This is a genomic window from Pantoea sp. Fr+CA_20 (assembly GCF_024520835.1).
GTDB classification, from domain to species: domain Bacteria; phylum Pseudomonadota; class Gammaproteobacteria; order Enterobacterales; family Enterobacteriaceae; genus Pantoea; species Pantoea allii.
Genome location: NZ_JALNPN010000003.1, coordinates 258812 through 278520 on the forward strand (window position 1 = coordinate 258812; position 19709 = coordinate 278520).

General features: G+C 50.7%; 22 protein-coding genes, 3 tRNA genes and 1 pseudogene. 18 read left to right on the forward strand and 8 right to left on the reverse strand.

What is annotated here, in order from left to right; genetic code table 11:
* The first annotated feature begins 62 nt into the window (after nt 1–62).
* From pgsA to NR177_RS06055, 6 genes are all read left to right on the forward strand, one after another.
* Complete coding sequence (gene pgsA, locus NR177_RS06030) at nt 63–611, forward strand: CDP-diacylglycerol--glycerol-3-phosphate 3-phosphatidyltransferase (RefSeq protein WP_063879010.1); 549 nt, start codon at nt 63–65, stop codon at nt 609–611.
* A 191-nt stretch (nt 612–802) separates the two neighbouring features.
* Nucleotides 803–878 (forward strand) — tRNA-Gly (locus tag NR177_RS06035).
* Between the two features lie 40 nt (nt 879–918).
* Nucleotides 919–992 (forward strand) — tRNA-Cys (locus NR177_RS06040).
* A 10-nt stretch (nt 993–1002) separates the two neighbouring features.
* Nucleotides 1003–1089, forward strand: a tRNA-Leu gene (locus NR177_RS06045).
* A 640-nt stretch (nt 1090–1729) separates the two neighbouring features.
* Nucleotides 1730–2344, forward strand: coding sequence for a hypothetical protein (locus tag NR177_RS06050; protein ID WP_256852468.1), 615 nt, complete (start codon nt 1730–1732; stop codon nt 2342–2344).
* Nucleotides 2341–2562 (forward strand): hypothetical protein, encoded by a 222-nt coding sequence (locus tag NR177_RS06055; RefSeq protein ID WP_256852469.1) that lies wholly within the window; start codon nt 2341–2343, stop codon nt 2560–2562. The genes NR177_RS06050 and NR177_RS06055 overlap by 4 nt, the downstream gene beginning before the upstream one ends.
* Before the next feature lie 157 nt (nt 2563–2719).
* Here NR177_RS06055 and NR177_RS06060 read toward each other — a convergent pair whose 3' ends face one another.
* Nucleotides 2720–2956, reverse strand: coding sequence for a hypothetical protein (locus NR177_RS06060; RefSeq protein ID WP_256852470.1), 237 nt, complete (start codon nt 2954–2956; stop codon nt 2720–2722).
* Between the two features lie 108 nt (nt 2957–3064).
* Here NR177_RS06060 and NR177_RS06065 point away from each other — a divergent pair.
* Nucleotides 3065–3592: pseudogene (locus NR177_RS06065) on the forward strand (DUF4113 domain-containing protein); the annotation flags it as partial.
* 142 nt (nt 3593–3734) lie between these two features.
* Here NR177_RS06065 and NR177_RS06070 read toward each other — a convergent pair.
* Nucleotides 3735–4604: a hypothetical protein gene (locus NR177_RS06070; RefSeq protein ID WP_210453675.1), complete on the reverse strand. Its 870-nt coding sequence runs from the start codon at nt 4602–4604 to the stop codon at nt 3735–3737.
* A 672-nt stretch (nt 4605–5276) separates the two neighbouring features.
* Between NR177_RS06070 and NR177_RS06080 the strand changes: the two genes are divergently transcribed.
* The 3 genes from NR177_RS06080 (at nt 5277) to NR177_RS06090 (ending at nt 7301) form a co-directional block, all read left to right on the forward strand.
* Nucleotides 5277–5585 (forward strand): hypothetical protein, encoded by a 309-nt coding sequence (locus NR177_RS06080; protein WP_256852471.1) that lies wholly within the window; start codon nt 5277–5279, stop codon nt 5583–5585.
* 395 nt (nt 5586–5980) lie between these two features.
* Nucleotides 5981–6187, forward strand: coding sequence for a hypothetical protein (locus NR177_RS06085; protein WP_063879015.1), 207 nt, complete (start codon nt 5981–5983; stop codon nt 6185–6187).
* Between the two features lie 844 nt (nt 6188–7031).
* Nucleotides 7032–7301, forward strand: a complete 270-nt coding sequence (locus tag NR177_RS06090) for a YrhK family protein (RefSeq protein WP_063879017.1) — start codon at nt 7032–7034, stop codon at nt 7299–7301.
* Nucleotides 7302–7425: 124 nt separating this feature from the next.
* Here NR177_RS06090 and NR177_RS06095 read toward each other — a convergent pair whose 3' ends face one another.
* Nucleotides 7426–7677, reverse strand: coding sequence for a hypothetical protein (locus NR177_RS06095; protein ID WP_156506658.1), 252 nt, complete (start codon nt 7675–7677; stop codon nt 7426–7428).
* A gap of 193 nt (nt 7678–7870) precedes the next feature.
* Here NR177_RS06095 and NR177_RS06100 point away from each other — a divergent pair, with 193 nt between their 5' ends.
* A complete protein-coding gene (locus tag NR177_RS06100) occupies nt 7871–8068 on the forward strand; it encodes a DUF6404 family protein (protein ID WP_063879018.1) in 198 nt (65 codons plus the stop codon).
* A gap of 37 nt (nt 8069–8105) precedes the next feature.
* On the opposite strand, the gene NR177_RS06105 is transcribed toward NR177_RS06100, so the two are convergent.
* The 4 genes from NR177_RS06105 to NR177_RS06120 all read right to left on the reverse strand — a co-directional run bounded on the left by NR177_RS06105 (nt 8106) and on the right by NR177_RS06120 (nt 11672).
* Complete coding sequence (locus NR177_RS06105; RefSeq protein ID WP_256852472.1) at nt 8106–9611, reverse strand: SulP family inorganic anion transporter; 1506 nt, start codon at nt 9609–9611, stop codon at nt 8106–8108.
* Between the two features lie 134 nt (nt 9612–9745).
* Nucleotides 9746–10006, reverse strand: a complete 261-nt coding sequence (locus NR177_RS06110; protein WP_063879020.1) for a biofilm/acid-resistance regulator YmgB/AriR — start codon at nt 10004–10006, stop codon at nt 9746–9748.
* Between the two features lie 370 nt (nt 10007–10376).
* Nucleotides 10377–10784 carry a DUF2000 domain-containing protein gene (locus NR177_RS06115; protein ID WP_256852473.1) on the reverse strand — a complete coding sequence of 136 codons (408 nt, stop codon included), beginning with the start codon at nt 10782–10784 and terminating at the stop codon, nt 10377–10379.
* Between the two features lie 42 nt (nt 10785–10826).
* The gene (locus NR177_RS06120; RefSeq protein WP_218995290.1) at nt 10827–11672 is read right to left on the reverse strand and encodes an AraC family transcriptional regulator; all 846 of its coding nucleotides are present in this window, start codon (nt 11670–11672) and stop codon (nt 10827–10829) included.
* Between the two features lie 154 nt (nt 11673–11826).
* Between NR177_RS06120 and NR177_RS06125 the strand changes: the two genes are divergently transcribed.
* The 6 genes from NR177_RS06125 to NR177_RS06150 all read left to right on the forward strand — a co-directional run bounded on the left by NR177_RS06125 (nt 11827) and on the right by NR177_RS06150 (nt 16918).
* Nucleotides 11827–12255, forward strand: a complete 429-nt coding sequence (locus tag NR177_RS06125) for a MarR family winged helix-turn-helix transcriptional regulator (protein WP_063879023.1) — start codon at nt 11827–11829, stop codon at nt 12253–12255.
* A gap of 2 nt (nt 12256–12257) precedes the next feature.
* Nucleotides 12258–13940: an MFS transporter gene (locus NR177_RS06130; RefSeq protein ID WP_218995291.1), complete on the forward strand. Its 1683-nt coding sequence runs from the start codon at nt 12258–12260 to the stop codon at nt 13938–13940.
* Nucleotides 13940–15034, forward strand: coding sequence for an HlyD family secretion protein (locus NR177_RS06135; RefSeq protein ID WP_218995293.1), 1095 nt, complete (start codon nt 13940–13942; stop codon nt 15032–15034). Before NR177_RS06130 ends, NR177_RS06135 begins: the two co-directional genes overlap by 1 nt.
* Entirely contained in the window at nt 15031–16437 is a 1407-nt protein-coding gene (locus NR177_RS06140; protein ID WP_256852474.1) for an efflux transporter outer membrane subunit, read from the forward strand. The genes NR177_RS06135 and NR177_RS06140 overlap by 4 nt, the downstream gene beginning before the upstream one ends.
* A gap of 131 nt (nt 16438–16568) precedes the next feature.
* Nucleotides 16569–16712: a hypothetical protein gene (locus tag NR177_RS06145; RefSeq protein WP_014606152.1), complete on the forward strand. Its 144-nt coding sequence runs from the start codon at nt 16569–16571 to the stop codon at nt 16710–16712.
* A 32-nt stretch (nt 16713–16744) separates the two neighbouring features.
* Nucleotides 16745–16918, forward strand: a complete 174-nt coding sequence (locus NR177_RS06150) for a hypothetical protein (protein ID WP_164484302.1) — start codon at nt 16745–16747, stop codon at nt 16916–16918.
* Here the strand turns inward: NR177_RS06150 and NR177_RS06155 are convergent.
* Nucleotides 16909–18069, reverse strand: coding sequence for a beta-glucosidase (locus NR177_RS06155; protein WP_256852475.1), 1161 nt, complete (start codon nt 18067–18069; stop codon nt 16909–16911). The genes NR177_RS06150 and NR177_RS06155 overlap by 10 nt on opposite strands.
* Before the next feature lie 156 nt (nt 18070–18225).
* On the opposite strand from NR177_RS06155, the gene NR177_RS06160 reads away from it, so the two are divergent.
* Nucleotides 18226–19686, forward strand: coding sequence for a phospholipase D family protein (locus NR177_RS06160; RefSeq protein ID WP_256852476.1), 1461 nt, complete (start codon nt 18226–18228; stop codon nt 19684–19686).
* The last annotated feature ends 23 nt before the right edge of the window (nt 19687–19709 follow it).

Genomic DNA, 19709 nt, shown 5'->3' on the forward strand with positions numbered 1-19709 from the left:
AACAGGGGGGGCAATGTAGGAACATATGCCAAACACCACCCAATCCAGACAGTTACCAGCATATGCAATTTAACATTCCGACCTGTCTTACCCTGTTTCGCGTCGTTCTTATTCCGTTCTTTGTGCTGGCTTTCTATCTGCCGTTCCACTGGGCGCCATTGGTTACCGCGTTAATCTTTATTGTCGCAGCCGTAACTGACTGGTTCGACGGCTTTCTGGCGCGCCGCTGGAAGCAGACCACGCGCTTTGGTGCGTTTCTCGATCCTGTTGCCGATAAAGTTATGGTAGCCATTGCTCTGGTGCTGGTTGCGGAGTACTTTCACGCTTGGTGGATCACCCTGCCGGCTGCAACGATGATTGCGCGAGAGATCATTATCTCTGCGCTGCGCGAGTGGATGGCGGAAATTGGCAAACGCAGCAGCGTCGCCGTATCCTGGATTGGTAAGGTGAAAACGACGGCCCAGATGTTCTCACTTTTTGCCTTGCTGTGGCGTCCGGACAGCATGGTCGTCGGCGTAGGTGTTGTTGCGTTATACATTGCTGCAGTGCTGACTTTCTGGTCAATGTTCCAGTATTTGAGTGCCGCGCGTGGGGATTTGCTCGAACCGTGATCGATACGATTTAAAAAGCAGCAAACGGACGCAATGTGGGGATAATTTTATTGACTCATCGCGTCATCTCAGTAGAATGCATCGCATCGAACGGCAGCACTGCTGCAGAAGCTAAGAAAAATCAGTAAGTTCGATGAAACGTAGTAAAAATCGACCCCTTCAGCAGGCAGCAAACTGAATGGTGAGATGATGCGGGAATAGCTCAGTTGGTAGAGCACGACCTTGCCAAGGTCGGGGTCGCGAGTTCGAGTCTCGTTTCCCGCTCCAAATTAGCAGGTCAGGACAACCTGGCAGCATATCAGTTTTAGGCGCGTTGGCAGAGTGGCTATGCAGCGGATTGCAAATCCGTGTACCTCGGTTCGACTCCGGGACGCGCCTCCAGTTATACCTCGCCCGGGTGGTGAAATCGGTAGACACAAGGGATTTAAAATCCCTCGATCGCAAGGTCGTGCGGGTTCAAGTCCCGCCCCGGGCACCATATTGAAACACCAATAAAATCAAGTAGTAGCAATGTCGTTTAAGCCGCCTCTTTGGGCGGTTTTTTTGTGCCTGAAATTCGGCAGTGGCAGCAAAATGGCGATGACTTGGCGATGGCATTTTTATAATCTGTCTTTAGACGGTTAGACAGTTTTACAAGCGTTTGCAAAAGTCAGCGTCCGAGCGTCAGTAAACTGAGCAGATAAACTTATGATGTAAAAATGATCTAAATGATTACCGTAAGGATCTGACTGACGCAGGCGGCTTTATAATTTACAGATGTTTGTGTCTCCGGCCCAAAAGCGGGAGGCTAGGGTGCATAAGAAAGATGATAAGAACATTGCAATCTTTTGCACAATACGGATCGAGGTGGTTGTAATTTTACAGCGCACGTATTTGATTCGAGCTAACAAACCTCGAATGAGCCATGCTAGCCAAACGCTGATGTATTCAAAGGAAAAATAATTTATATTTCATTAGGTTATGCTTAACAAGCAGCGTTGATAGTTTTAATGATTTTATAGTCAGCGTAAGTGTGAAAACTATTAATAAAAAAGTTAAGATAATCTTCTTTGAAGATAGTCATTTATGTCGGAAACATGGAGGTAACGATGATAAGTGCGCGAAAGCTGGCTGATCAAATGGCAGAAGCTATTCACTTGGACAGCAACATGTTTCGGGGGTTTATACAGGGATTTATGAGCTTGCCCGTCGATTTTTATTACCTGGGCAATGATTTCTTCCATACTGATGATCGATATGTAAATTCTCTTGATAAAGAAAGACTTATACGATTAGTAAAGCATGGGATGGCGTCCAGGCATAATCTTGAAAAAGTTATTAAAATTTTCATGGATAATTTTTTTCAACACGTTGATTTCACTAAGATGAAAGAGATTTCCGCTAAGGGAGGCGGGAATTTTGTTGGCCGCATGACATTCAACCAATTGGCTGCTGCCAACATGGGTTATGTTTTCTCTTCACGTTTAATTCCTCGTATTGCCTCCGGGCTAACTATCGGCAGTATCATGTCTCTAGGGGCCGCAATGTCGCGTGCGGTTTACGTATCAAGAGATTTACAGCAAAGAAATCCTTCAATCTATGACACCTTAAGGCGCATGGGTGATATGGATCTCCTTTATTTTTTAGTGGCTGATAAAACCAGACCTTTTGAAGACGCTGCCCAGCTTTGGGTAACAGATAGAGAAAAATTTCACCAAACGTGCTGCTTTTTTTTTGAGAAAGTAAATATATGAAAAATTTTCTGCTTGCTGCTATATCTCGCATTGTTCAAGGCATTGGTATCGGCATATGTGGTCTATCGCTCATCTATGCGGGTTGGTATTTGTTTTTTTCTCATAACGTATACAAATATTACCTAACCGTAGCGAGTTTAGCGGGGCTGGTTATTGGGTACTATATCTTTAAGTTTGCCGTGCGAAAAATATACGATGAAAGCCCTGGCGACTGGTGATTTTAGTGGCGGTAAAAACAAATTATGCAGTAGTAATGCGCTGCCATGGGCACGTTGAAAGTCGCTATGTATCATGAGCTTATGATTAATAATAAGCCTCAATCTTTTTTAAAATCTAACTCTGGAAATGCAGCCTTTGCCTCTTGCCTTGCGATAATCACAAAGCATACGAGACCAGTTGAAGCAAAAAGCTAAAAGTTAAAAGTCCTATTCCTATTTTTTGCCTCACAAGCATTTTATGGTTTTTAGTTCTTATAAGGCGGTCATACTCAATAATTTCATCGCTACCCATCATTGCTGATTCATAGGTTAGAAGAGAATAGCTGTTGAAAAACATCAACAACGTGCCTATCAAGCCAATGAAAGTAGCTGCAATCTGAAGATATGTAGACATTATTTCAGCATCCTTTTGTGTAAAAGAAAGATTATAACTCGTTAACAGCGCATGTTGTTGGCCTGTTCTGAACCCTCCTACAAGGGAATTCGCGCAACTAAACAGTAGATGGTGCGCTCACGTTTATTTGGCTCGCGTATCACCGAATACACGGATATGCGCCAGGCAGTATGCGCCTTTGCAGAACGCGCCGCAGAAAAGCTGAGGAAAGAAAGGCAATACTGCAAACAGATTGCTGTATTTGTGCGTACCATCCCGCACGCAGAGTGAGAGGTTTTTTACGGTAATCAGGCCAACGGAAAATTGCTCACGCCTTCTAACGGTACCCACGACATTATCCGGGTGGCTATGGACGCACTGGATCAGATATGGCTCGACGGTCACCGCTATTGAAAGCAGGAGTAATGCTGGGCGATTTTTTCAGCCAGGGAGTATCTCAAGCTCAACCTGTTTAATGAGTACCGGCCACAGCCCAACAGCGAAGCGCTGATGTGTATTGTTGATGGGCTTAACAAGAGTGGCAAGGCTAATTTATTTTTTGCGGGGCAGGGAATTGAAAAGTCCTGGGCAATGAAGCGGGAGATGCTTTCATCTGCTTACACGACCCGTTTTGCAGAACTGCCAGTTGTTAAATGAGGGCAAGTTTTACCATTGTTTTACCATCGCAAATCGCAGGCATTAAAAAAGCAGCCGTAAGATGCTGCTTTTTAAGGGATTATTTGGTCGGCACGAGAGGGTTTGAACCTCCGACCCCTGACACCCCATGACAGTGCTTAATTTAAGCCTCTGACTCTTGAGGTATCGTCTGAATAACATGCTCACACGACCGACAAACAACATGAAGTTGCCCATCGCCCTCTGATTCAAAAACATCACTTTCCAGACTATGGCAATTAGGACATTTGATTTCGTTGTCATAGCCTAGGAATTTAAAAAACAGATTTTGAATAACGGAAACAGCCGTACATGTAAGCAAGAGGCATATTTTTGCATCAGGCATGTTTTTATTAGAAGAATGAACAGTCTCCGCTGATAAGTCCCAAGCTGATTCAATAGTGCTTCTGCAGTACTTTCTTAAGCTTGAATTTCTCTTTCCTGACGCATACAGACCTATTATGACCCGGCAAATGTTTTTGAAATCAGCTGCTTTTATGTCTTCTTTTTTGAGAATGTCCTGGTGGCTTTTGTATAGGGTTCCGGCTAGTTCAACCATGCTTTCCCTACAGGTCAGCCCGATGTGCTGAACGTCTTCAGGGGCAGTTATATTGCCTATCTCTAAAGCTGCCGCATTCAATCTTCTGCTTATCGATCTAACCATATCTAAATCTAACGGTAGTTCGTCAATGACATGGCGGAACTCTTCTCTGCTTCGAGACTGAAGTCGCTCAGTAATACCTATATGGAATGAATATGCCTCATCAGCGGAGAAAAAAAACTCATCCTGGGTGTAGAGATTAAGAGGGACGTTCTCGCCTTCACCTACCCACCAATTGCCATCTGATTTGGTTTTAACATTCCAGATATGAACTTCATGCCCCAAATCGGTGAAAGTTTGCTCAACTTGAATAAACTTAATATTTTCAACGTTTTGGCTTTTTAAGTAGTCAGTGATTCTTTTTTCAGCGTCTAATCTATATTCGGGAGTCATAACCAGTCCTTTGTGAAGAAAAGCTTCATAATATACTCAGTTTCTTATCGGCAAGTTGTTGTTTTCGCTTGAGACAAAATAATATTAATATTATGAAATAACACATCAAGCTTATGAATTGAAAGATAAAAAAACGCGATTTAAAATCCCTCGATCGCAAGGTCGTGCGGGTTCAAGTCCCGCCCCGGGCACCATATTGAAACACCAATAAAATCAAGTAGTAGCAATGTCGTTTAAGCCTCCTATTTGGGCGGTTTTTTGTTTTAAAAGCCCCACTTCATAATATATCAATCCTGTTTCTGACCTCCGACAACCAGCACAAACACGTTCTTCCTGTGGTAACGTGCGGTTTGTTTCACGTTCTTATGCCCTGAAATTTCCTGTTTGGTATAAATGTTGCCCTCGAGATGGGATATCCCTTTTGCTTGTAAGTCACGAAAAGTGAAATTGAAATCTGGTTCAGGAAAAGCAGCTTTTGCTTCTTGCCTGGCTTTAAGCCAGAGCTGTTAAAACCATCAGATAGCGCTACAGAAACAATATTGGCTATGAACTGATACACATTAGTGATTTTTCACATTTTCTATAAATAAATGTTCAAAAGATAGGTTAAAGGCTCACTCTGTCATGGATGTTGAGCTAATCTATTAATTTATTTTATGAAAAGAGGCGCTCATGACTTGTTTATCTGTTGCTAAAACCATCTACATCAACAATGTGGACGATAAATACTTCAAGTACGAAATCATTCAGGACGAAGCTGGTGAGATTGTGTTTGCTGTCGCGTTTATCGAGGCCATTATTGAGCATGATGGGTTAAGCCTGCCGATGTGGACAAAGCTGGAAAACATTACCGTTGATCACCTGGTACCCCCTAAAGATGGCGGGTTTCAGACTGAAGTAAGAGATCATCCTTATCCTAGGAAGTCTATGGGGACAGTGATCGACGTATGCAAAGAACATCGAAAAAGATACAAGAATTAAACCAGGGTTTAAACGTGAACTGCACCCCAACAGTTTGACACCCAACTGAGTAAGGTGCAGTTTTTTATGAGCAAGTAGGTTCTCAGCGTTAAGGTTCAGGTCGCACAGCATTATCTTCCCGGCGTGGAAGAGCATAAGGTTACGGCAAAGCGCTTTGGTATCGATCACAGAGCCGTTCATGGAAATGTCGCGGTGGAAGGCTTAGTCAGGCTGTGCCGGAACGGAAACGGAAGACACTGGTGCGAGGCGTTAAGGATAAAGCCAGATGCATAAACGATAACGTTTAGCGTTAGCAGGAGTGAACCAGAAAAGCACCGCAGCCGTGATGCCAGGAATAAAATTAATTGTTCATTTAATGTGCTATGATGCACATCCGTTTCACAACTTAGGCACACATGGACGACTATGATGAACGGCCCTATGTCATCTTCACCGCTATCGGTAAAGCCGTACTAGAACTGCTTGATGTGCAAGATAATTTTTTTGATTTGGAACTTGCTGAAATACTTGAAGAGTGGATGGAAAAGGAAACTAACCCGCTTCAGGCTGAGGTCTACAGAATGGCAGCTGAATTTGTCAGAGCAGGCAAGGCAATAAATTAAAAAGGCCTGCGTTACACAGGCAGAAACTGTTACAAGGGAAAATCCAGCAGTCAGTCTCGACTGACTGTGCAAGCATACAGTGATCCTGTCTTTTAGATATAACTGAATGACTTTTGATCAGTAAAAGGCACGATGTGCATGCGGCAGGCATAAAAAAGCCCACTCGGATGTGGGCATAGCGAAACGGGCTATAAATATAAGGTACTATCAATTACATTTTGATTATCGGCAGCAACGTTGAAAGCTTAAGCCGCAGACAATAATAAAACGCGAGATGACGATAATTTTTACTATTTTTATTTATTTTTCAACGGCCTGTGAAATGAAATGCTGCACTTAAGCTATTATTCTGCCTCCAACATTCCCAACATTCCCAACATTCCCAACATTCCCAACATTCCCAACATTCCCAACATTCCCCAGCGACATCAGCGTTCTTACTGCCTGCAGCTATCTTATTCTGCTGGTCGTCTCCGTCTTTTTTTACTGCCACATGAGGTCGCGATGAGCAGGAGTCCCTCGACAAGCCCTGTTTCCTGTGAGCGCAGCTCCTTGCATGCTTAGCTAAAGCATCGCAAATATCTTGTTGAAATAGGAAGGAAAAAAATCGGCGAGGTGAGGGGGTGATCGGCTTTTTTATTTTCTGTCACTAACTTCCGCCTCTGAAGTAATGCGTTCGACAGAATAAACAGATTACTCTTTTTACCGTGAAGCCTGATAGCATGGTTAAGCGCACGATAATTTCGCATCTCAATCCTGCCCACTCTAAAAAGACAGGCACAAATCCTTTCCCGTGCACTACCCTTGTCATTCGATACGTTGATCAAACCGATAAGGACAGGCCGTGCCCGGACATCAAGCAGAAATCGATTTCGGTTCAGACCACATCATAATAGAACGTCGCTACCGCGCCCTTGGCGCACTCAACGATCTTTTTATCGCCATCTGGTTTCTGACGGGGAGCATTCTTTTTTTCTTCGATTCGCTGATGACCGGCGGCACCTGGTTATTTGTGGTCGGCAGTCTTCAGTTGCTGTTACGTCCGGCGATAACCCTGGCGGAACTCGTCCACGTCAGGCGCGTTTATCGCTCACAGTCAGTAAATCAGGAATGATTTAATGCCGTTTTCCTCAGCCTGATCACTTCTGTTCAGGTAAATCAGCCTGACCGAATGGTTGTACGCTGCGGTCAGGCTATGCGTGATTTAGAGATAAATTGTGTGATGGTTTGCTGCCGGATTACCAGGTGCGCGCTGGTGGTGGCGGCGTCTGTTGACCCGTGGTAGGCGGTGGTGGTGGTGGCGCTTCAGCTTGTCCGGGCGGCGGCGGCGCGAATGCCTGTCCTGGCGGTGCAGGAGGCGGTGGCGGAGGACGACGATCGTGCGGTGGTGGTGGCGGTGCAGCACAACCCGGACCTGGCGGCGGTGGCGCGCAGGCGGTGAGCGTGGATGTTACAAAAACAGCAGCGAAAAAGGTCAGACGACGATTCATGCTATTTCCCTTATGAAATTAACAGTAAGCTAATTGTAGACGACCGTTATTAAAAATACGGTGGCTGGGGATAAAAGCGAAGCGACGAAGCCCATTTGTTTGTTTTTTGAGATACTTCTCATCTCACGACAGTGATCCGGTTTTTTGCCACAACTCCCGCTAAGGTAGCGCATCAATAAAGAGGAGTGATGTTATGAATGGCATTTTGAAATTCGTCCGAGGCTGGCTGATTTTTTCGGTTCTGTGGGGCGTCTTCATGTGGTTTATGTCATGGCAGCAGCAGGGTAAAGAGATTGGACTGGCGATTTTAATGAGTCTTTATGCCGGGCTGCTTTATCAGGCGCTGATCACCATGGTTGCCCGCTACAGAGCACGGCGGCAGCAAGCCTGACCGTCGGCCTGCTGCCCGGAAGCAGCAGGCCAGGCACTTAGCCCAGATTGCCGGTTAAGCGCCGATGAAAGTCGCTGCTACGCATATCCAGGCCTTCAATTGTTACCTGGGTGCCATAGCGCTGGTAACGGTATTCGATGCCGTCAAGTGCCGCCACGGTCGATGCATCCCAGATTTGTGCATGGGTTAAATCGATGGTGACAGATTGCGGGTCGTGCGCGTAATCAAAGTGCTCAAACAGGTCGTTGCTGCTGGCAAAAAACAGCGGTCCGCGCACGGAGTAGCGCACTGATTGGCCATCTTCGCTTAGCTGTCTTTCGGCATGGATTACATGCGCCACGCGGCGTGCAAATAACAGCATCGCAACGATAACGCCAGCCAGCACCCCGAGAGCCAAATTACCCGTCAACACCGTTATGCCGACCGTCAACACCATCACCAGGGTTTCCGACCAGGGCATCCGTTTCAGCGTCGCAGGTTGCAGGCTATGCCAGTTGACGGTTTTCACGGCGACGACCATCATGATTCCGGCCAGCACCACCATGGGAATTTTAGCCATAACATGGCTCAGACCGGTGACCAGAAGTAACAGGACCAGGCCTGCAGCCACCGTCGAAACCCGGCTGCGCGCTTTGCCTAATTCCACGTTAACGATCGTCTGCCCGATCATCGCACATCCCGCGATTCCGCCGTAAAAGCCAGCAAGAATATTACCTATGCCCAGTCCCCATGATTCACGGCGTTTGCTGGAAGGCGTGTCTGTAAGGTCATCAACTAACTTGGCCGTTAGCAGCGATTCCATCAGACCGACAAACGCAATACTCAGGGCGGTGGGCCAGATGATCTGCAGCGTGTGTAGATTGAGCGGTACGGCTAAGGTCGTGAAATCGGGCAGCCCGGCACTCATCGGGCCTTCATCTCCCACATCAGGTACGCGATAGCCCATCAACAGCGCCACGCCAGTCACGACAACAATGGCGACCAGAGGAGAAGGAACACTTTTAAGCACGCGTGGCAGTAGCAGCACAATCGCCAGAGTGACGGCGAAGAGCGCCCATACCAAGGGTGACTGGCCCCAGACATGAGGCACCTGGGCAAAGAAAATCAAAACCCCAAGGGCATTAACAAAACCTATCATCACGGAACGTGGAATGTAGCGCATTGCCCTGGACATGCCTGTCACACCAAACAGAATCTGAATCAGTCCGGCCATCACCACCGCAGGCAGGATATAGGCCACGCCATGTACATGTACCATCGGGCCAATCACCAGCGCCACCGATCCCGCTGCCGCGGTCACCATGGCAGGGCGGCCGCCAAGAATGGACAGCGTCAGGCAAAGCACCACCGAGGCGAACAGGCTGACTTTAGGATCGACACCCGCGATAACAGAAAACGAGATGACTTCCGGGATCAATGCCAGGGCGGTAATCACGCCAGCCAGACATTCTCGGGTAAGCAGTGCAGGCGAACGCAATACTCGCCTCACACTGATATCGTTTTCCACAACCGTAGCAGTGGCGACATCATTTTGTTGAATCATAATGTTGTGCAGGCTCTTTTATTTTCATCTTGCGCGAAAGGCAAGGCAGACTGGATATAATGAGGGGCAGATGTTACCGATCGATAAACGAAGAAGCCAGAGAAAGAGAAATGACTCCATCCATGGAGCAGGGATTATACCGTTAAGTCGTCAGGTGTTTTGTAGACCACCAGCTCCAGCAGGTGACGATAAACATCGAGTGAAACTTCGTCACGTTCCAGTTCAAGACGATGAATCAGTTTAGAAATAATCGCTTTGTTATTAACGGCCATCCCTGACTGAAGAATTTCTGCGACCACCATTCCAAGAATTTCCATATCACTGTCAGGCTTATGTGCCGCAACGGTAAAATATTCAGCAATCTCTTTATCAGTTTGGGGCAGTGTGTTTTGCATGTGTTAGCCTTTCAAATAGCCAGCTACCCGGGCGGACAGCAGGACAAACAGACCTAAAAGCCATCGCATAAAATACAATGGAACCCAACGCCGTAAACAGGTCCAGATGGTCAAAAAAGAAACCTCTGAGGGTGGAAATCCATTACACCTTCAGAGGCGACGCAGATGCATCATTCGTTACAGAGTCGTGATCACAACTCGTTGGCTGTAAAGTTATACAATGAAACTTTAATTGTACAAGTAAATTATTAGACAAAAAATGCTAACGCCTATTAATTAATAGGTTAGATAATTTTTTTGCAGGCAATGTGTACAACAAAATGTGTACAAAATAACAATTTCTTCACGAAAACAGCATTCCCCGACAGCGTTAACCAAACAGATTGAGTTTTGCCGTCAGCTTACGCACCTTTTTCTTGTCACCGACTACCGCGATACCCAGTAAACGCCATTCTGCCGCCGGCAGTGTCTTCATTGCGGCCGTGAACGCGCCGTAATCCGTGGTCGACTGGCCTTCTTCCGGAAATACCACAATGTCGCATTCCGCCACTTCAGCCTGATGCCATAAGGCACTGAGCTGGTGTACATCTGCAGCCAGCACGGGAATACCTACGGGAATCAGACCGGGAAAGCGCCGCGTGGCGGCATCCTCAAGGGCTTCACCTGTCAGAGAGGGATGACGCTGGCCCACCGTCAGAGCGATGACGGCTGCGGCATTTGCCGCTTTGCCTGTGGGTAGCGCGCTGTTCAATATCATTACACATCGTGATTCTGTCATGTTCTTCTCCTGAGACAAAAAGCCATTATGGCAAGGCTCTTTTCAGGCGTCTGGAAGATTTGTGCACAGCTGCTGGTAACGGGCGGGAGTCAGTTGGCAGGCACGCTTAAACCAGCGGCCCAGATGACTTTGGTCGGCAAAACCCAGTTCGGCTGCAACCTGTGCAGGCGATTCACCGATAGCCAGCCGACGTCGTGCCTGGCTGAGCCGCCACTGTACTAACCAGGCGTGCGGCGGTAAGCCCCATTGCTGCTGAAACAGCCGGGAAAGACGAAAGCGATCAACGTTGAGGGCCTGTGCCAGCTGTGCAATCCCGGGATTGTCCGCATGATAAGCGATCAGCCAGTCGCGAGCCTGATGCGCCAGCGACAGAGCCGCATCCGTTTTCGCACCATGCCAGACAGGATAGTGACGAAGTTGCCGGAATAAACGGTCCAGCGCCGCATCTTTAATGAGTTGGGGATGATCGTGCCACAGCGCTTCAAACGCATGCCAGACTGCCCAGGAAAGTTGACCATCATCCTGCAGCGTGGTGGCAAAACGCAGTTCTCCGCAAGGCGGGCCATCAAGACTGGCGGGCGCAAGATGCTGATGCAGATGATGAGGTGACAGATACAGCATACGGTAGGTAAAGCCCTGCGCATCAATCGCATCGCCATCGTGAAGCTCTTCAGGTTCCAACATAAAGACAGTGCCGGGGCGACTTTGGTGACGTTGACGTCGTGAATGGAACTGCTGCACGCCTTGTTCCGTCACGCCAATTAAATAGCTGTCATGCCAGTGAGGATCGTAGGCATGGCCGGTAAAATGCGCCCGTATGGATTCAATGCCGCTGTTCGGGTCGCGACGTAAATCAACCCAGCTGTCTGATGAATCTTTCACACGCATTTTACTCCAGAGGGCTTTTACGAGAGTATCAACCTGTACATTCTGCCGCGATTATCCATTATTTAACAGATTAGGCACTTTTCATTCGCAATTTGCTTTGCGTATAATAACTTATTCAACTAATTAGATCTCTAATCATTAGGTTGCTACTTAAATGTCATCTAACCGTACCTTTACGCATTTACTGCATCTTACCGCCCATGCCTGGCGCCTGGCCGTTGATCGTCACTTAAAAGACAGCGGATTAAGCACCAGCAGCTGGATGGCGATAGGATTGATCGCCAGCGAGCCTCAGCGGCTTACGCAAACTGAGCTGGCGCAGCGGATGGGGCTGGAGGATGCCAGCATGGTGCCGCTAATAGACCGCCTGGTGAAACAGGATCTGCTGATGCGCGTGCAGCCCGTTGAAGATCGTCGCAAACGCCATCTGGTTCTGACTGAAAAGGGCAACGAAGCCTTTATGAATGTCAAAACGCACGCCGATGCATTGCGTACTGAATTGCTGGCTGATATCGATCCTCAGGAGCTGGTGATTGTTGAGCGCGTGTTAGAGACGCTTCTGACCCGAATGGGAACGATGTAATTATGGCCCGGCGCAATCCCTACGCTGCGCGTGAATGGTTGCCACATGAAAAACCCATGCTGCCGGGGTCACCTTCCACCCCGCTGCATTCAACGCCTAAACGCCTGGCATTTGGCTTAATCGGCCTGTTGATCTCCCTGACAGGTGCCTTAAGCAATGCGCTGGTCAGCGCCAATCTGACGAATCTGCAGGGCACCTTTGCGGCTTATTCGAATGAAATCGCCTGGCTACCGGCGGTGTATGTGATGGGGAATATCTCCATCAACCTGCTGCTGGTGAAATTTCGCCAGCAGTTCGGACTGCGGGTGTTTACCGAAGCTTTTCTGGTGCTTTATGTGCTCGTCGCCTTTTTCCATCTTTTTGCCAACGATCTCAGCTCGGCGATTATTGTGCGCACGGCACATGGCATGGTGGGGGCCGCTTTGAGTTCGCTGGGCATCTATTATCAGGTCCAGGCGTGGCCGGCGAAACATCGCCTGAAAGCGCTGGTCATCGGCCTGACCGTTTCTCAGTTAGCGATTCCGCTGGCCCGGCTCTTTTCCAGCGAATTGCTCCAGCTTGAAGAGTGGCGCGGGCTTTACCTGTTTGAGCTGGGCTTAGCCCTGATTGCCCTGGGCGCGGTGCTGGTGGTTAAGTTGCCGCCGGGCGATCGCATCAAGGCGTTCGAAAAGATGGATTTCGTCACCTTTATGCTGCTGGCTCCGGGCATGGCGCTGTTGTGCGGCGTGTTGTCGCTTGGCCGCATTGAATGGTGGTTTAGCACACCGTGGCTGGGGATGTGCGCTGCGCTGGCATTAGTGCTGATCGTCTCCGCATTTGTGATTGAGCATAACCGCCGCAATCCCCTGATCAACACGCGCTGGCTCAGCAACGGGTCGATCGTGCGTTTAGGCATTGTGATGATCATGATTCGTATCGTGCTGGCGGAGCAGAATACCGGTGCGATAGGTTTTCTACAGCAGATGGGTCTACAGAATGATCAAATGCACGGCCTGGCCTTTGCCATCATCGCCGGTGTCATTGCCGGGATTGCAGCCAGTGCGCTGACCATTAAACCTACCCATCTTAACTGGCCGATTGTGGTGTCGCTCATCGTGATGATCATCGCCTCTCTGATGGATGCGCAGTCCAGTCCGGTCACTCGTGCCAATAACATGTACTTGAGTCAGTTTTTACTGGGATTTGGTAGCGCCTTTTTTATGGCCCCGGCGATGTTGATGGGGATCGGCAGCGTAGTGACCCAGCCTAAAAACCTGGTCAGTTTTGTGGTGCTGTTCGGCATGAGCCAAAACCTGGGCGGCTTAATCGGCTCGGCTATTCTGGGGACCTTTCAGACGTGGCGTGAAAAATATCACTCCAGCCTGCTCGGCGATCAATTATCGTTACTGGACCCCAATGTCAGCGAACGGCTTAATCAATATGGTGCTTTGTTTAACAGTCAAATCAGCGACAGTGCGCTGCTGAGTGCGCAAAGCATCAGCCAGCTTCAGTCAGTCGCAACCTTACAGGCCAACGTGCTGGCCTATAACGACACCTATCTGCTGACGGCCGCGCTGGCGCTGATCACCCTGATGTGGGTGCTGTGGCGCTTAACCCGCCGGCGCTATCTCGACTGGCGACAGGCCACATTCAATCTGGCAGAGCAGCGTCAGCTTGCCGCCGCACAAGAACGAACGGAGCAATAATGAGTCAGCAGGATGAACTTCAGGCAGCAGAGCGCGACCGGGCAAATCGCCGTCGTATTCTCTCCATTGCCTTAGGCAGCGGTATTGTGGTGATTGGCGTGCTGGTGATTCTGTATGCCTGGCAGCTCTGGCCCTTCACCAGTTCCGTGCAGAGCACGGAAAACGCCTATGTCCGAGGGCAGGTCACGTTTATCAGCCCGCAGGTCAGCGGTTATCTGACGGCCGTGAATGTGGTTGACCTGCAGCCGGTAAAAAAAGGCCAGTTACTGATGACGATTGACGACCGTATTTATCGTCAGCGCCTGCACCAGGCCCAGGCCCAACTGGCAATGAAGCAGGCGGCGCTGAGTAATAATCAGCAGCAGCGTCTCAGCGCGCAGGCAACCATTCAAAGTAATAAAGCGGCGCTGGAAAACGCCAAAGCACAGGCGGTGAAAAGCGGCCTGGACCTTAAACGTGTCGAAAATCTGGCTGCTGACGGTTCGCTCTCGGTTCGCGAGCGCGATGCGGCGCGGGCGGCAAATGCACAGGGCCTGGCGCAGTTGCATCAGGCCGAAGCACAGGTTGCCGTCGCCCAGCAGAACTTACAAACGGTCATTGTTAACCGCGCCTCGCTGGAGGCGGATGTGGCCAGTGCAAACGCGGCGCTGGAACTGGCAGAGATCGATCTGGCTAACACGCGCATTACGTCACCTGATGAAGGACAGCTGGGGCAGTTATCGGTGCGTAAAGGTGCCTATGTGACGGCCGGGACGCGCCTGACGTCGGTGGTGCCGAACCATAAATGGATTATCGCCAATTACAAAGAAACCCAACTGGCCCATATTCGTGCCGGATTGCCGGTGACGATTCGTGTTGATGCGCTGGACGGTAAGACATTCCACGGTCACGTCGAATATCTCTCACCCGCAGCGGGATCAGAATTTAGCGCCATCTCGCCGGACAACGCGACCGGCAACTTCGTCAAAATTGCGCAGCGTATTCCGGTACGTATTGATGTCGCGCCGGAGGTTCAGCAGCAGCTTCGTCCCGGCATGTCGGTTGAAGTCAGTATTGATACGGCTGCAAGCGCAGACGGAGAAAAAACGCCATGATGGGCTATCGCGTAGCCGCAGGCCTGCTGGCGATCGTCCTTGCGGGATGCAGTACCCAGGTCGACAAAGCCCCGGCATCTTTGCCGATTCCGCCACAATGGCGTGAGCAGGTTGGGCCTTCTGCGCCGCCGGAAGCGGCATGGTGGCAGGCGTTTGGCGATCCGGACCTCAATCGGTTAGTGAGCCAGGCATTACGCAATAATCCAGATATATTGATTGCCCGCTCGCGGGTTGATCAATACCGGGCCCAGTTGCGTGCAGCCCAGGGGGACGACTTCCCGACGCTGAGCGGGGGCGTGGCTGCAACGCGTCAGCGTGCGCTGTCCGCGGCAACCGGTCAGCCTAATGACACCTCCGTTTTTCAGGGACAGCTGCAGGCCAGCTACAATGTGGATTTGTGGGGCGCACGCAGCCGTTCGATCGATGCGGCACAGGCGACGCTGGAAGCACAACAGGCCGCCGCCTCGGCAGCCGAACTGACCATCGCCAGTTCCGTTGCATCGGGTTATATGACGCTGTGCGCGCTTGATGAGCAGCTGCGCGTTACCGAGGACACACTGGCAACGCGGAGTCACTCGCTCAGGCTGGCGCAACGCCAGTTCGAAACGGGCTACACGTCACGGCTCGAGTGGATGCAGGCGTCATCAGAATATGAATCTGCCAAAGCCCAGGTGCCGCAGCTCCAGCACCAAATTGCGCAACAGGAAAATGCGCTCAGCATCCTGGTGGGCATGAACCCACGAGAAATCGCTCGCCAGCGCGAATTCACTGCCATTATGCCGCAGGTCATGCCGGGCGTGCTGCCTTCTGCCTTGCTGAATCGCCGTCCTGATATTGTGCAGGCGCAGCGTCAGCTACTGGCTGCCGATGCCACGCTGGCTTCTTCCAAAGCGAAGCTGCTGCCGGGGATCAACCTGACCGCATCCGGCACGCTGCAGAGTTCCGTGTTGCACCAGCTGGTGGACGATCCCTTCCGCCTGTGGAGCGAAGGGGGCAGTATTCTGGCGCCGTTACTCAATCGTGAAGCCTTGACCGCTCAGGTCGATGTTTCCATGGCCTCGCGGAATCAGGCCCTGTACAGCTATGAGAAAGTGGTGCGTAACGCGTTTTCCGAGGTGAATAATGCACTGGATGCGATCCGTCAGGGGGAAGCTCAGCAGGCGGCGCTGCAGAAGCAGGAACAGTTTGTTGCCGAGGCGCTGCGCATTGCGACCAACCGTTACCAAAACGGTTATGCCTCTTATCTGGATGAACTGGATGCACAACGTACCCTGTTTGCAACCCAGTTGAATCTGGTCACGGTCAAAAATAATCTGTTGCAGGCGCAAATTGAGCTGTATCGCGCATTGGGCGGCGGCTGGTCTGCCGAAAACGCGTCTTCGCGCGAGCCGGTGAAGCAGTGATTAGCGGTCAACGTATTTTGGCCGTATCTTCTCCTCTGCGTAGGTTTGTAAAAGAACGGATTACTGAATAAGATTGCTCTACACTGTAACCCGCAAATGTAGCCTTGCGTCACGCGTTAACCAGGAAGAGCATGTTGTTACCCAGCCCACCAGAAGAGCACGATGAACCCGTAGTTCAGCCGCTTGCCGATGCTCACTTTGCGATTGTGGTGCTTGCGGTGACGTCAGTAACGCTGATCATTTTTGTTCTGATCGTCACGCTTTGGATGAGCTAGTGTTTATCAACCGGACCTGAAAGGAGTGAGGGATGGAATCGAGAGATGATAAACTGATTGCAATTATTGGCTTGCTGACGGCTTGCCTGATCGGTGTCACTTTCTTGTTTGTGGTGACGTGGCTAAACGACAGCCATCAGGCCCCACCGCTGGAAGGCGTTGACACGCAGACCTGCTATCCCAAACCCCCGTCGCGTCAGGTCTGATCGCGCTTACTGAACTTTATCTGCTGGCTCCGCAGCACCAGTGCCAGGTTCTCATGCACGGTGCGGTTGCCATTGGGATCGGCCAGGCCCAACAGTGAACCCGGCGAACGCCTGTCATCTGCCCATGACGGGTATTCCACCACCGGGTAAAGCGAAATCCCTTCCATAGCAATGCCCTGGTCCAGCGCGACGGCAACGTTTTCACTGACTTCCTGTAACCAGCTCGCGCGGGCTTCGCCTTCGGCACCGGTTTCGGCTATCAGCATCGGGCGTTGGTAACGCTGCCAGTACTGGGCCAGGAGAAGATGAAGCGGGGCGCGGACGGGATCGTCTTTATCCATCGGCTGATCGGGGAAGAACCAGTGGTTATCGGGATAGTAATTCAGCCCCAGAATATCCAGGCAATCTTCGCGCCCACCCAGTTCCTTATCAAGCCGACCGGCTAACATATCCCAGGCTTCAAACTGCGCCTGGTGCTGTGCATCAGCCCCGGGTTTGCTGTCTGGATTGTCAGGATGATGGGCAATTTGTACCAGTGGATCGGTAAGCACAAAACGGGCATCAGGGATCACTTCGCGAATAGCCTGGATGGCGGCCAGGGATGCGCGAACCAGTTGACGCTTCAGCTCTTTACCGCGCTGGCTGGCATGCGGATTAAACCAGGCAACGTCTGCGCCTGCCCATGACCAGAATGAGATCTGGTTAATGGGGGTGAAAAAAGGCTGCTGGATGCCCTGATCGAGAATCACCCTTGCCATTTCCCGGGCATAACGTTCGAAGTGGTCGACAAAGCCCGCTTTCCAGATATTAATGTGGTCGGGATAGCCAAAGTGGGCCAGTTCCCAGATAACCTGTAACTGATTCTCCCGCGCCGCTTCGACCATAGGCAGAAAGCTGCTCCAGTCATACTGGTTGGGTGTTTTTTCAATCAGGTGCCAGCGTGCGCCGTCCCGCGCGGTTAACACACGCAGGTCGACCAGCGCGGCATAGTCTTTCCTGAGCAGCATATCGTGCCCACTGCTGATCACCATATCCAGCCGTTTGCCCGGTGTACGGCAGGCGGTGGAACAGGGGAAGCTGCCCTGAAAAAAACTCTGGAACAGGCGGGGATGATGGCGTAATCGGTCGTCAGTTAAGGGCGGGTTACTCATATTCCTCTCCTGCCAGACAAATCTCAGTCACAGATCGTTCGACTAAGTCTAGACTAAAAAACGCTGCCATCAGCATGTCTGATGTGCAACCGACGCTGGCATACGCTGTCGCGCGGAGGAATAATAATAAATGACAGGATGATTTAGGGAATATCCATGACCGAAGCGTTTGAACTGCCCCAGAGCCCATCACAGCAGAGCTGGCTTGAACAACGGCTTGTTCCACTTTGTCAGCAGCATCCGGGGTTGAGCGGTATTCATCCGCTCAGCGACGGACTCGATGCTTTTGCCGCCCGTTTCCTGCTGATGGAAAAAGCCGCGAAGTCGCTGGATATACAATACTATATCTGGCAAAACGATATGTCTGGCAGGTTGCTGTTTAGCGCCATGCTGGAGGCCGCGAATCGCGGTGTCACCGTACGGTTGTTGCTGGACGATAACAATACGCCGGGGCTGGACGATACCCTTGCCCAGCTTAATCATCATCCCAATATCACCGTCCGGCTGTTCAATCCGTTCTCCTTTCGTACCTTACGTGCCCTGGGTTATCTCACTGACTTTGCTCGCCTTAACCGGCGTATGCATAACAAAAGCTTCACGGCGGATGGCGTCACCACGGTTGTGGGAGGACGCAATATTGGCGACGAATATTTTGGTACAGGTAATGAGCCGCTTTTTGCCGATCTCGACGTGCTGGCTATCGGTTCAGTGGTTAACGAGGTGGCAGGCGACTTTGAACGGTACTGGAACAGTAAACCGGTTTCGCCGCTAAACGAGGTACTGGAACAGCAGGCAACGGAGCATCCTGACGTGGTGCTGCCACCGGAATGGCGAGACAGCGAGGCAGTACAGCATTATCTTGACCGGCTGGATCACTCTTCGCTGATTAACCAACTGACGCAGGACACCTTACCCTTTGTCTGGGCAAAGACGCGATTGTTAAGCGATGATCCACGCAAAGGGCTAGGGAAAGCCCGCCGTAGGTCACTCCTGCCACAGCGTATGCTGGAAGTGATCGGCACGCCCCAGCGTCAGTTTGACATTATTTCCGCTTACTTTGTGCCAACCCGCGCCGGCGTTGCCCAGTTGCTGGCCTTAAAGCGCAAAGGTGTGAAGATTGCTATTTTAACCAACTCGCTGGCGGCAAACGACGTATCCATTGTGCATGCGGGCTATGCGAAATGGCGGAAAAAGCTGCTGCGGCACGGTATCTCGCTGTTCGAGTTAAAACCTCAGGTCGGGCTGAACGACGCGCCGCACGATCGCGGCTTAACCGGTAACTCCGGTTCAAGCCTGCATGCAAAGACGTTCTCGGTAGATGAAAAGATACTGTTTATCGGGTCGTTTAACTTCGATCCGCGCTCCGCAGTGCTTAATACCGAAATGGGGCTGGTGATCGAAAGTGAAAAGCTGGCCGCCGACACGCACCAGCGGTTTAGCGACTCCATGCGCGATCGCGCCTGGACCTTACAACTGGATAAGTGGGGCAGGGTGAACTGGCTGGAGTACCCAGGCGAGGCGCAGCAGGTGATTCACAAGCATGAACCGGGCTGCTCATGGTGGCAGCGTTTACAAGTTCGACTCGTGTGGCGCTTACCTATCGAGTGGCTGCTCTAAAATAAGGCGATCGTCAGCGATCG